The sequence below is a fragment of the Vibrio sp. STUT-A11 genome, assembly GCF_026000435.1.
Lineage (GTDB): Bacteria > Pseudomonadota > Gammaproteobacteria > Enterobacterales > Vibrionaceae > Vibrio.
Window position 1 is genome coordinate 734,531 of record NZ_AP026764.1, and the last position, 13,341, is coordinate 747,871.

Below are 13,341 nucleotides of genomic sequence, written 5' to 3' on the forward strand. Positions count from 1 at the left end.
AGATACTAAAAACGAGCCTTAAATGGCTCGTTTTTAGTCGTATATTGGCTTTAGTTGGGTATTTTCACCAGTGAGTCTTGTGAAAGATCGGCAATCGTTTTTGCACCTGTTAATGTCATCGCTACACGCATTTCTTTGTCGTACAGGTCAAGCAGGTTTTCTACACCAGTCCCACCTTGTGCTGCCAGTGCGTAGACAAAAGAACGCCCCAGAAGGGTACAGTCCGCGCCAAGAGCAAGCATGCGGACGACATCTAATCCAGTACGAATACCAGAGTCAGCAAAAATCTTCAGGTCACCTTTAACCGCGTCAGCGATGCTTGGCAGAGCTTTAGCGGTAGAAAGCACACCGTCTAGCTGACGACCACCATGGTTGGATACCACGATACCATCTGCACCAAAGCGTACCGCGTCTTTTGCATCTTCTTCATCCAGAATGCCTTTGATCACCATTGGGCCATCCCAAAAGTCACGAATCCACTCTAGATCTTTCCAAGAAATTGACGGGTCAAAGTTTGCGCCTAGCCAACCAATGTAATCTTCTAACTTAGTTGGTTCACCTCGGTAAGTGGAGATATTACCTAAATCGTGCGGCTTACCCAGCATACCTACGTCCAATGCCCAGCTTGGGTGACGCATCGCCTGAAATACACGGCGCATTGCGGCATTAGGGCCACTCATACCAGAGTGCATGTCGCGGTAGCGCGCGCCTGGTACGGGCATATCAACCGTGAAGACCAGCGTCGTTACTCCTGCCGCTTTTGCGCGCTCCAGAACGTTTTTCATAAAGCCGCGGTCTTTTAGCACGTAAAGCTGGAACCACATTGGACGCTCAATTGCTGGAGCAACTTCTTCAATTGGGCAAACAGAAACGGTAGACATGGTGAACGGAATGCCTTTTTTCTCTGCTGCTTGTGCTGCCTGCACTTCGCCGCGGCGTGCGTACATGCCCGTCAAACCAACAGGAGCAAGTGCGATAGGCATGGCGAGTTTCTCACCAAAGATCTCGGTTTCCAGGCTTAAATCAGCCATATCACGTAGGACGCGTTGACGAAGTGCGACATCACCTAAATCGTCAGTATTGCGCTTCAGAGTACGTTCATCGTAAGAGCCGCCATCAATATAGTGGAATAAAAATGGAGGTAGCTTGGCTTTAGCGGCTGCGCGGTAATCGGTAGAAGCAGATATAATCATAATTGTGTCCTAGCGTTTATTCTAAGCAAAGTTGTGGAGCATTGTTTCTCATCGCTACGGAGTAGCTGACGACATCAGAATACGGTTTAACAAAGAAGTACTACTATCAGATAGCGTAATTCTAGTAACCAATTTACATAATTGATTGAACAATCAGTCCAATTATTCAATCAGTTATGTAAAGTGATTGAAGGTGACACAGCTACCGGGGGAGATTTGCAGGTAAAATAACCTATGCAGGTAGTGTTGCTAATAGCTGTGTCAAAATCGTGCAGGGCGGCGACACCCTGCGCTTTTGTTTACTTCATCAAGAGATCTGTCATATTGAATCCGTAAATCAGTACCAAACCGATAATGCCCGTCATAACTAGGTAGTAGAACGTTGGGATAACGGTTTTACGTAGCGTCGCACCTTCACGTCCCAGCAGGCCTACTGTTGCTGATGCTGCTACGACGTTGTGAATCGCAATCATGTTACCCGCTGCTGCGCCTACCGCTTGAAGTGAAACGACAATTACACTTGAGATAGACAGCGTTTGAGCGACTTCAAACTGGAATTGGCTGAACATCATGTTTGATACCGTGTTCGAACCCGCGATGAACGCGCCCAGTGCACCAACCGTTGCGCTCAATGCAGGGAAGGCAGTACCTACAAGGTCAGAGGCGAAGTTCGCGGTTGTTACCGGCATACTCGCAAGGTCGGCACCATTGATACCTGAGTTAATGAAGATACGTACCATTGGAATGGTGAATACCAGTACGAAGCCAGCACCAATCAGTGTTTTGCTTGATTCGCCGAATGCTTCACGAAGTGGTTTCGCGCTGCCGCTTTGCAGTAGTGCCGCAAGTAGCGCAACAAACACCAGGATGCCACCAGGCAGGTATAGCGGTTGGATTGCAGCACTAACGCCCGCTTCACCAAGAATATTGCTGAAAGATAAGCTGATGCTTTGCAGGAAGCCCTTGAACTCTGCGCTTACACGGCTAGCAACAAGAATCACAGCCAACAATACGTAAGGAACCCAAGCCATTACTAGGCTCATTGGCTTAGCAGATTTTTCTTGAATGTTGATTTTCAGCGAGCCTAACCACTCTGCAGGCCACTTGTCTTCGCTTTCAAAATCCCATTTTGTTTTTGGTACCAGGAAGCCTTTTTTCGCTGCAGTTACCACGATTGCGAGACCAACAAGGCCACCAATCAGAGATGGGAACTCAGCACCTAAGAATACGCCAGTTAATGCGTAAGGAACCGTGAATGCGATACCAGCAAACAGAGCGAATGGCAGGATATCGAGCCCTTCTGTCCAGCTTCTGTTTTTACCGAAGAATCGTGTTAACATCACTGCCATTAACACTGGAATCATAGTACCAACAACCGCGTGGATAACCGCTACGTGAGCAGTAATGTCCTGTAGGTATGCTTCCCATGATGAGCCTTGGGTTACCAATGTCTCGGTAATATTATGTGAATCCAGTCCTTTATTGACACCGACGATGATCGGTGTGCCTACAGCGCCAAATGATACTGGTGTAGACTGAATCATCATGCCCATTAGCACGGCTGCCATTGCAGGGAAGCCAATCGCAACGAGTAAAGGCGCAGCAATCGCCGCTGGCGTACCGAAGCCAGATGCCCCTTCGATGAACGAGCCAAAACACCATGCAATGATGATCGTTTGAACACGGCGGTCGGCAGAGATATCGGTAAAGCCGTTACGGATAGTTGTGATCGCTCCAGTGTGTTTTAAAGTGTTGAGCAAGAAGATGGCGCCAAACACGATCCAGAGAACAGATACGGTAATTCCTAGACCTTGGAATACGGAGGCCAGTACGCGAGTAGCTGACATATCCCAAAACATTAGGGCGATAGCGACGGTAAGACCGAACGCAACAGGCATAGCTTTTTTTGCGGGCCAGTTGAGACCAACCAATAAAATGGCGGCCACAACAATTGGCGAAAATGCCACGAGGGCAAGTAGGGTTTCACTCATTTGTACATCCTTCGTTCGCAGACTTTTTTGAACGGTATGTTTCCGTTGTAGAGGCGACTTTTTGTTGTAATGGTTTTGTTAATTTGGCGTGAATCTACTCCTTTATTTTTTTTAGATATAGGGAAATAATGAAAATAATTAATTCCAAAAGTGACATAATCAAATGAGAGCAGACGACTTAATCCTATTTTCTCAGGTAATGGAACTGGGTAGTTTTAGTAAGGTTGCTGAGGCAAATAACCTTACAAATTCGGTAGTTAGTAAAAGAATTGCCAGATTGGAAGAAGAAATCGGCGCGCAGCTATTATATCGAACAACACGCAAATTGACCCTGACGGAAGCGGGGAAGGTGTTATTACATAGTGCTAAAAATGTGAAGCAAGCCACTCAGGAGGCTATGGATGCAGTTGCAGGCTTTGGAGAGAATGTAAGCGGACATATTAAGATGTCCGTGCCGTCTATTTCTGGGGACTTGATTCTAGCTGATGCAGTTGCCGAATTTTGCAACCTTCATCCCGGGTTAACGGTCGATATGTCGCTCGATAATCGCTTCGTTGATCTCGTGGCTGATGGTTACGATTTGGTGATTCGTACCGGGTATCTTGAAGACTCCAGCTTAATTGCAAGGCATATCCTCGATTCTCAATGGGTCGTGTGTGCTTCTCCTTCTTATATAGCCAAAAACGGTAAACCAGTAGAACCGATCGATTTGACGCGTCATAACTGTTTTCAATACGCCTACCAAACCACCGGCGCTTCCGAGTGGGAGTTTAAAAGTGATGACGGCAATTACATTGTTAAAGTGTCGGGCAGTTTTTCTACTGATAACGCCACCGCGCTTCGCAAAGCGGCACTAGGTGGCCATGGTATCGCCTACGTACCAAGGTGCTTGGTGTATCACGATATTCGTAATGGCCAGTTGGTGGATATTTTCCCAGAACTGGTGGGCAAAAAGTTGGGCATTTATGCGGTATATCCGTTTACTCGCCAACCACCGAATAAAGTAAAGCTATTAATAGAGCACATTCGTGATCGTTACTTAGCGATTTCACATTATTTTTAGTTTTTGGGTACATGCCCATGTCAATACAAACTGCGTGTTAAGTATCAATTTAATTAATGTTTTAATCTTTTAGTTGAAATCAAATACTCGCGCCCTAAGCTATGTGTTGAGAATTACTCTCAATTAAAATCAAAATAAATAATTAAACGGAGCAACACGGACGTTATGCATTACCCAAAAACTCGCAAAGATTCTGTCGTGGACAGCTACTTTGGAAACGATATCGCCGATCCTTATCGCTGGTTAGAAGATGATCGCAGTGAAGAAACGGCAAACTGGGTCTCAAGCCAAAACTCAGTGACTTTTGATCTACTTGGTCAGATCCCTTATCGCCAGAAAATCCGCGATCTGGTCGCTAGCAGCCAAAACTATGAGAAATACTCACAGCCATTTGTTCGCGGTGATTACACCTATTTTTATAAAAATGATGGTTTGCAAAACCAAAGCGTACTTTATCGTCGCAAAGGAAAGGGTGAGGCGGAAGTATTTTTAGACCCCAACACCTTTTCTGAAGAGGGGACCACTTCTCTTGGTGAAGTGAGCTTTTCAAAAGATAACCGTTTAGTCGCGTATTCTATCTCTGAAGGTGGCAGTGACTGGCGTAAGATCTTTGTGATTGATGCGGAAACCAAAGCTCAGCTGGAGCCAGAAATTGTCGACGCGAAATTTACCTCCATTTCCTGGTTGGGCAGCAAAGGCTTCTACTATTCCAGCTACGATAAGCCAGAAGGCAGCGAACTGTCAGCGCGTACTGAGCAGCACAAACTTTATTATCATGAGCTTGGGACTGCACAGTCTGAAGATAAAGTCGTGTTTGGCGGATTGGACTCTCAGACGCATCGTTATGTATTCGCGTCGACAACGACCGATGATCGCTATTTAATTATCTCTGGCGCGGAATCGACTTCCGGTAATCGTCTGTTCTATGTCGATTTGAACTCAGCAGCACAAGAGATTGTGACGTTACGTGAAACCACGCAAGGCGATACGCACCTAATCGATAATCACGACGAAACCCTGCTGTTTTATACCAACCTTGATGCGCCAAATGGCAAAGTCGTCAGTTACAACACGCAAACCTCACAATGGGCAGAGGTCATTGCAGAGCAAGAGCAGCCGTTAGAAGTGGGTAAAGGCGGCGGGTATCTATTTGCTACTTATATGGTGGATGTCCTGTCGAAAGTACGTCAATACAACTACCAAGGTGAATGGATTCGTGATGTTGAATTACCGAACGAAGGCACGGCATATGGCTTGGCTGGGAAGAGAGAACAAACCACGCTGTATTACACCTTTACCAATTACGTCACCCCGCCGACGATTTTCTCTTTTGATGTAGAAAGCGGTGAATCGAAGCTTTATCAAGAATCTAAAGCGCCATTTGATCGTAACGAGTATGAGTCAAAGCAGGTTTTCTACACCTCAAAAGACGGTACGCAAGTACCGATGATCATCTCCTATAAGAAAGGCACTCAGTTTGATGGCAGTGCGCCGACCATGCTTTACGGTTATGGTGGTTTTAATATCAGCTTGACGCCAATGTTCTCTGGCAATGTGGCCAACTGGCTCGAGCTAGGGGGTGTTTATGCGGTAGCGAATATGCGAGGCGGTGGTGAATACGGCAAGGCATGGCACAATGCCGGCACTCAGCTGCAAAAGCAGAACGTATTTGACGACTTTATCGCTGCAGCTGAATATTTGATCGAGAACGACTACACAAGTTCAGAACGCTTGGCGATTCGTGGTGGCTCGAATGGCGGGTTGTTGGTCGGTGCATGCATGACTCAACGTCCAGAGCTGTTCAAAGTGGCACTGCCAGCTGTGGGAGTGCTTGATATGCTTCGATACCATACATTCACTTCTGGAGAAGGCTGGAAGTACGACTTTGGTACGTCTGCGCAAAGTGAAGAGATGTTCCAGTATCTACTTGGTTACTCGCCTGTACATAATGTGAAAGAGGGCGTGCAATACCCTGCAACGCTGGTGACCACTGCCGATCACGATGATCGTGTGGTGCCTGCTCATTCCTACAAATTCATTGCCGAACTGCAAGATAAACATCAAGGCGAAAACCCGGTATTGATTCGAATCGATGTCAATGCAGGACATGGTGCGGGCATGCCGCTGAGTAAACAAATCGATCTTACAACCGATATCTATGCGTTTACCCTATACAATATGGGCATCGAGTCGGTATAACGACCGATGAGTTAGAAGAATAAAAAATGCCGCGATAAAATCGCGGCATTTTTCATGGTTGGGGGAACTCAAGTCATACTGACAACAGTATAGTGAATCAGATTGACTATGTCTGACTCTTTGAACCAACCAGTTTCGGCGGCCAAACCGAAAGGCAGCTATGCCCATTTTCAGTGAATACAAAGTTCTCTGTGCCAAATGATGCGTCGATCCTAAATCATGGACTGAGGCTTAATTATAGAGACGCATATCGGCTGATTCGCCAGATATCATGCCCTGTAAATGTAAAAATTGTTCGTGTGCATGAGTCACGTGTTGTAATTCAATCATCCATTCAGCGTTACGTTGCGCGGTACAAAATGCTGCCATGTGTGCAAGTAAGTCTTCACTTTGCTGCGCGATTAGGTGACTTAAGCGCTCAATCAGATCATGGCTTTCCAATTGTAAAAATTGAAATAGCGCATAAGTTTGGTTGAGTGCTGAAAAAGCTGCACGTTGCGAACCGAGCCTATTAAGAATCTCGGACTGTGCCACGCTAGCATCACGTAGTCCGCTAATAAGACAAATAAATTGGCAGGGCTTGGTGTGGTCGTTTTCCAATGCTGAATGGATGTGATTGGGTAAATGATTAAGTACGTCTTCATATAAACGATGAGCTTCAGGCCAATGACCCTCTTGTATTAATTGCCCAGCTTTCATGTAGCGCATCCAGCATTGTTCAATATCCATGTCCAACTCCCCAAATTAGATTGTATATGATATTAAATGAAAATAGTTATCAATTGCAAGTGTGTGTTGTTGTCATTTTTTATGGTTTAGTTGTTCATAAAGTGTTCGGTTAGACCGCGATGTAATGTAAATCACTTAAAATTAAACAAATAATCTCTACACTCAATTGAACACAATAAGAAAAAGGAAGCGGATATGGCAATACTAAGGCTAGAACCTAAGCAGTTGTATTCTGTAGCTGATCTAGAGAATATGCCATGTAAGTCTACCAAGGAATTACCTCCAATTGATGAAATCGTGGGGCAGGAACGCGCTCAAAAAGCGGTTGAGTTTGCGATGTCTATCAAGGAGAAAGGGTACAATATTTACGCAATCGGTCAGAATGGTTTAGGTAAACGTACTATGATTTTGCGTTACTTAAATCGTCATCAACACGATGTAGAAGCGTTATTTGATTGGTGTTATGTCGCAAATTTTGAAGACACCCGCACACCTAAAGTATTGAAACTGCCTTGCGGTATCGGTAATAAACTGCGAGTTGATATAGAAGCCTTAATGGGTAAATTACTCAATGCATTACCATTGGCCTTCGATAATGAAATGTACTTTAGCCGCGCTGATCGTTTAAAAAATCAACTCGCCAGCAAGCAACAGAACGAGTTAGATCGTATCAGTAAGGAAGCGAAAGACAAAGGCATCAGCCTGACGATCACAACACAAGGTGACTACCAATTCGTCGCAATGAATGGCGATGAACTGCATACCGAAGAATCTTTTGATGCTTTGAGCAAAAAAGAGCAAGAGCAATTTAGCGATGCCATTGATGAATTGGAAGTGGCTTTGCGCTCCATGGTACGTGAACTCACGGAATGGGAAGAGACCTTTAGTGATAAGATCAAAAAGCTCAATGATGAAGTAACACTGGATGTGATTACTCACTTCATTAAGACGCTTAAGGATGATTATTCACAGTACCCAGAGATCAAAACTTACCTTACTGAATTGCAAAAAGACATCGTCGAGAACGCCGATATTTTCCTTGACCAAAGTGGTGAGCAAGGCGAAATAGCGACTGCGTCTTTAGATAAGAAGTTACCGCGTCGCTATAAAGTGAATGTACTGGTCAGTCGTTGTAACAGTGATTTCCCAATTGTTGTCGAAGAGAACCCTAACTATCACTCGCTATTTGGTTCAATTGAAACGGCAACGTTTAAAGGCACCGTGTTTACTGATTTCTCGCTTATCCGGGCAGGTAGTTTGCACAAAGCCAATGGCGGCGTCCTTTTGATGGATGCACAGAAAGTGCTGGAGCAGCCTTATGTGTGGGATGGCCTAAAGCGTGCGATTCGGTCGCGTCAGTTAAGCTTTACCTCACTAGAGAAAGAAGTGACGTTAACCGGTGCGGTGTCACTCGATCCAGAGCCGATTCCGTTAGATATCAAAATAATCCTGTTTGGTGATTACCGAACTTATCAGTTGTTACAGCACTACGATCCAGAATTTAGCGAGCTATTCCGGGTTACGGCCGATTTCGAAGATGAAATGAGCCGAACGCCTGAGTCTGAGCTGCACTATGCGCGTTTCATTTCTAGTGTCGTCCACGATAACAACATGCTGCATTGTGATAAGAAAGCCATTGCCCGTATTATCGAATATAGTTCGCGCTTATCAGGGGACCAATCCAAACTGTCGCTGCATTCTGCCAACATTGCTAACTTGCTCCGAGAGTCAAACTACGTTGCTCGTCAGGCCAACTCCAACATGATTCGAACCGGACATGTACAAGAAGCGCTGAAGAATCAGGAAATGCGTGTGAGCCGCTTGCGTGACAGTGTGATGGAGTCGTATATCAATGGTACGACTTTGATACGTACAGAAGGTGCGGCGGTCGGACAAGTTAATGCTTTGTCTGTGCTGAGTACCAGCGACTATATGTTTGGTGCACCAAACCGTATTACTGCAACCACTTGCTACGGTGACGGCGAAGTCATTGATATCGAACGCAGTGTCGATCTCGGTGGCAGTATTCACTCCAAAGGGGTCATGATTTTATCGGCTTATTTGTCGTCTGTGTTTGGTAAAAATGCACGTGTTCCACTCACCACTACGATTACCTTTGAGCAGTCTTATGGTGGAGTTGATGGAGACAGTGCCAGTATGGCCGAGTTGTGCGCGGTTGTGTCTGCTTTTTCTAAGCAACCAAACCGTCAGGACATCGCCATCACAGGTTCAATGAACCAGTTTGGAGAAGCACAGCCTATTGGTGGCGTAAATGAAAAGATTGAAGGTTTTTATGATGTCTGTGTCATCAAAGGGCGTCATGATGATCAAGGAGTCATCATTCCGGCGTCTAATGCACATAACTTAATGTTACGCGCGGATATCGTCAAAGCGGTCGAAAAAGGTGAGTTTCATATATGGGCCATAGACCACGTTACCGAAGCGATTGAGCTGTTCACCGGAAAAGTCGCAGGAGAGCCAACAGAAGAGGGGTCTTATCCGATTGATACAATTTTTGGCCTTGCACAAGCGAAGCTCAATGCATTGAGAAAGTAGACCGGATTATGGCCAAAGCCCCCATTTTCTGACTGAACTACACAAGAATTTTCTGACTGAACTACACAAGAAAAAGGCACATTCAGTGCCTTTTTCTCATCTTTTTGCACAGGAAGAACGATAAAGTAAGTCTCGGTGCTACTTTAACGTGAGTTTTGTGCCATCAAATTTGAGGTTGCTCAGTAAGCGCTTTGCATTGGTTTTTCCTACGTCATCAAACTCCACGCCATAGCGGGAATAATGTGTCGATTTTTGCAAGTTACAGATTCGGCCGTTAAGTGGGGTTAGCATACGGTTTTCTTCGGGAATGACTAAATCTAACCAAATCAAATCACCAATTTGTAGCGGACGACTCATGGGAGAAGTTACGAAGCGACAGCCACTTCGTGAAATATCTCTTATCTCACATTCATTGCGATGTGTTTCGAAGCGTACATGAGCTTTCAAATTGACTTCGTAACGAACTTCTTTCCTGAGCTGATACACTTGCATCGTATTTGGCAGGTTGAGAACCAATAATGGATAAGGTTCACCTAAGCGATGCAGTATTTGTGCTCGAAAAGGAATAACCGCACCTTCACCACGTTGCGAATAGGCTTTAATGTTGACCCAAAATCCCTCTTGAAAGTAGAACTTGAGATCTTCTTCTGAGATATTTGGCACTTCTACCAGTGCGGTATGGTTGGAATGGCAGCCAACAAAAGTGCTGTGGGTCATAAACTTGGTTCCGACTGGCGTGGTCACACTTAAAGAAACTTCACTACCATGTTCAACCATTGCCATTGCATCGGTGCTATTTAGTGTTGTCGCCTGACGTTCTGGTTCCCTCTGACTTTGAGAAGGTCGCTTGCCATCTCTGGCTTTGATTATCATATTTCTCATTATTATGGTCGAACCTGAAAAGGGGCTGATATGAAATGACTGGGCTTCCTAGCGTGGCTTTGATTTTATTCAGTGATATAGTTCGATTCAATAAGCTAACGGGAAATAAGGAAGTAAGTTATGCAAAAAGTGACTCACGACGTCGAAAATGGCCTTTTCTGGGTTGAACTAGAGCAAGGCTTCAGCGCCAAAGTTGAGTATCAACTGCACAATGGCGAAATGCATATCACATCTACAGTGGTTCCTGAAGAACTAAGAGGTAAAGGTTGCGGTAAGGTGATGATGGAAGCTGTGTTGCCAGAAATTGAATCATTGGGCTACAAAATTGTTCCGGCTTGCCCTTATGTCGGGCATTACATCGGTAAAAATCAACAATGGGCGCATCTATTGGCATAGGAGCATCAATGATTAACCCTTTATACCAAAGCATCGGAAAATTAATCCCTACACTGAAGCGTTGACCGCGAGAGCGATTGCTTATCTGAAAGGCCAATCTGAATGAAAAAGCCTCCATGAGGAGGCTGAATTCTAATTCTTACTCGGTCTTATGCGTGCCATGTAATAGGTATTGATGAATTCGCCATCGCGGAAGGAGCCATCAATTGCTTCGCCTTCGATCTCGAAGCCATGCTTCTCTCCTATATGTTTGTTTTACCTTAATCTAACTACTATTCTTCAATTTGAATAGTGTTTTTTATGTTTTAGTAAATTTAAACTTTTAAAATTAATGGGTTATGTTTTTGGTGCTTTGAATTTATATAATGATTTAGGGCTGAAAATAGCGACTAGATTGAAAATATGTTGGATTTTTATACTAAAGCTGGACGCATTAATAGGCAATTGTGGTGAATTCGCTTTTTGGCGGAGAAAGAGGGTTTTCAAACTGTGAAGTAGGTAAGACCCTACAGTTGATTTGTATCAATAGATGTTGGAGTTACCTCTTATGGGGTATAGGGAAGCACGGCGTTTCGGGCTATTTATGCTTAACTTGATAAAGGAGCTGCTTTGAGGAAACGTGATGAAATCCCTCCCGTCAAAATTATCCCAAAGTCGTCGCCGATTTTTGCGTGATACTGCTCGAACTGCAATGGGCGTTGGTGCTGCTGCCTGTGTCTTGGGGTTACAGTCTTTACAAAGCCAAGCCCGAGAAACCAAAGGTGTGCCAATAAGGCCGCCAGGTGCACTGCCGGAAGGCGACTTTGAATCAGCTTGCATTCGTTGTGGGTTATGTGTTCAAGCATGCCCGTACGACACATTAAAACTTGCCACACTATTGTCCCCAGTTGCAACCGGCTCACCCTATTTTAACGCCCGCGATATACCGTGCGAAATGTGTGATGATATTCCTTGTGTGGTTGCGTGTCCAAGTGGGGCTCTCGATCCTGAATTGACCAATATCGATGATGCTCGTATGGGTACTGCCGTGCTCATCGATCACGAAACGTGCCTTAACTGGCAGGGCTTACGTTGTGATGTATGTTATCGAGTCTGTCCTCTTATTGACGAGGCGATTACTTTAGAAAAAATTCACAACGACCGCACAGGCTACCACGCCAAGTTGATCCCAACCGTTAATTCTGAGGTCTGTACAGGTTGTGGTAAATGTGAGCAGGCCTGTGTACTGGATGTTTCTGCAATCAAAGTGGTGCCTACGGACTTAGCGAAAGGCAAAGTGGGTAGCCACTACAACTTCGGTTGGCAGGAAATAGATAAACCTTTAGAGAACGTGCTTCCAGAAGAGAACCCTGTACCGACAGGTGCACTTGAGTCTCTAAAAGGAGGTAAGTAATGGCTAAAAATTTAGCGCAAAATGCCGGTAAAGAGGCGATCGAAAAGCTTGGCTGGTGGCGAGCACACCGATTCCTAATCTTACGCAGGTTATGCCAACTTACTATTATCGCGTTGTTTATGGCTGGACCAACGCTAGGTGTTTTTTCGGGCAACCTTTCCTCTAGTATGTTGCTCGATACGGTTCCTATGAGCGATCCGCTGATTGTATTGCAGTCTTTGGCTACTGGGCATGTTCCGGAGTTTAATGTCTTATTAGGGGTAGCCATCGTTATTGTGTTTTATGCGATTCTTGCGCCACGAGCATTTTGCGCATGGGTATGCCCTTTGAATGTGGTGACAGACTTTGCTGCCTGGCTGCGGCGAAAGCTGAATATTAAAGCGAGTTATCGCTGGTCTCCATCACTGCGCTACTGGTTAATTCCAGTGTTGATGTTAGGCAGTGCATTATCAGGCACGATTCTCTGGACATGGATAGACCCAGTGGCCGCGTTGCACCGAGGGCTTGTGTTTGGCATGGGAGCGGGTTGGGTTTTAGTTGGGCTTGTCTTTGTTCTGGATCTGTTACTGGTGGAACATGGCTGGTGTGGTCACTTATGCCCTCTTGGGGCAACCTACGGTGTCATCGGCAGAAAGAGTATTCTCAGAGTGGCCGCTGTACGACGTGAAGCTTGCACAAAATGCATGGATTGTTTTTATATCTGTCCAGAACCAGAGGTTTTGAGGTTACCGTTAAAAGAAGGGGATCGCCGGGTGATGGATCAAAACTGCATCAGCTGCGGACGTTGTTTGGATGTGTGTCCGGAACACGTCTTTGAATTTACAAATCGTCTGAACGTAAAAAATATCGATTAAGCGTTATTTTACTTTTGCGTCAAATTAGAATGATATTGCGAATTTGTTACATTTAGGGCTATGATGATGCCTTCATATCTAAAGG

The 13,341-nt window shown here is 45.1% G+C and carries 10 protein-coding genes and 1 pseudogene; 6 read left to right on the forward strand and 5 right to left on the reverse strand.

The window, feature by feature from the left end; translation table 11 throughout:
• Nucleotides 1–50 precede the first annotated feature (50 nt).
• Both lldD and OO774_RS18920 read right to left on the reverse strand, forming a co-directional pair.
• Nucleotides 51–1,193 (reverse strand): FMN-dependent L-lactate dehydrogenase LldD, encoded by a 1,143-nt coding sequence (gene lldD, locus OO774_RS18915; RefSeq protein ID WP_264908344.1) that lies wholly within the window; start codon nt 1,191–1,193, stop codon nt 51–53.
• A 299-nt stretch (nt 1,194–1,492) separates the two neighbouring features.
• Complete coding sequence (locus OO774_RS18920; protein ID WP_264908345.1) at nt 1,493–3,184, reverse strand: L-lactate permease; 1,692 nt, start codon at nt 3,182–3,184, stop codon at nt 1,493–1,495.
• 163 nt (nt 3,185–3,347) lie between these two features.
• On the opposite strand from OO774_RS18920, the gene OO774_RS18925 reads away from it, so the two are divergent.
• Nucleotides 3,348–4,247, forward strand: a complete 900-nt coding sequence (locus OO774_RS18925) for a LysR family transcriptional regulator (RefSeq protein ID WP_264908346.1) — start codon at nt 3,348–3,350, stop codon at nt 4,245–4,247.
• Nucleotides 4,248–4,412: 165 nt separating this feature from the next.
• Complete coding sequence (locus OO774_RS18930; protein WP_264908348.1) at nt 4,413–6,446, forward strand: prolyl oligopeptidase family serine peptidase; 2,034 nt, start codon at nt 4,413–4,415, stop codon at nt 6,444–6,446.
• Nucleotides 6,447–6,677: 231 nt separating this feature from the next.
• On the opposite strand, the gene OO774_RS18935 is transcribed toward OO774_RS18930, so the two are convergent.
• On the reverse strand, nt 6,678–7,175 hold the full coding sequence (locus OO774_RS18935; protein ID WP_264908349.1) for a hypothetical protein: 498 nt from the start codon (nt 7,173–7,175) through the stop codon (nt 6,678–6,680).
• A gap of 195 nt (nt 7,176–7,370) precedes the next feature.
• Here OO774_RS18935 and OO774_RS18940 point away from each other — a divergent pair, with 195 nt between their 5' ends.
• On the forward strand, nt 7,371–9,731 hold the full coding sequence (locus OO774_RS18940; RefSeq protein WP_264908350.1) for an AAA family ATPase: 2,361 nt from the start codon (nt 7,371–7,373) through the stop codon (nt 9,729–9,731).
• A gap of 138 nt (nt 9,732–9,869) precedes the next feature.
• On the opposite strand, the gene OO774_RS18945 is transcribed toward OO774_RS18940, so the two are convergent.
• Nucleotides 9,870–10,604: a flagellar brake protein gene (locus OO774_RS18945; RefSeq protein WP_264908653.1), complete on the reverse strand. Its 735-nt coding sequence runs from the start codon at nt 10,602–10,604 to the stop codon at nt 9,870–9,872.
• Between the two features lie 129 nt (nt 10,605–10,733).
• On the opposite strand from OO774_RS18945, the gene OO774_RS18950 reads away from it, so the two are divergent.
• Nucleotides 10,734–11,009, forward strand: coding sequence for a GNAT family N-acetyltransferase (locus OO774_RS18950; RefSeq protein WP_264908352.1), 276 nt, complete (start codon nt 10,734–10,736; stop codon nt 11,007–11,009).
• Nucleotides 11,010–11,141: 132 nt separating this feature from the next.
• On the opposite strand, the pseudogene OO774_RS18955 reads toward OO774_RS18950, so the two are convergent.
• Nucleotides 11,142–11,255: pseudogene (locus OO774_RS18955) on the reverse strand (GNAT family N-acetyltransferase); the annotation flags it as partial.
• 376 nt (nt 11,256–11,631) lie between these two features.
• Here OO774_RS18955 and napG point away from each other — a divergent pair.
• The gene (gene napG / locus OO774_RS18960) at nt 11,632–12,402 is read left to right on the forward strand and encodes a ferredoxin-type protein NapG (protein WP_264908353.1); all 771 of its coding nucleotides are present in this window, start codon (nt 11,632–11,634) and stop codon (nt 12,400–12,402) included.
• Complete coding sequence (napH, locus tag OO774_RS18965) at nt 12,402–13,256, forward strand: quinol dehydrogenase ferredoxin subunit NapH (RefSeq protein ID WP_264908355.1); 855 nt, start codon at nt 12,402–12,404, stop codon at nt 13,254–13,256. Before napG ends, napH begins: the two co-directional genes overlap by 1 nt.
• The last annotated feature ends 85 nt before the right edge of the window (nt 13,257–13,341 follow it).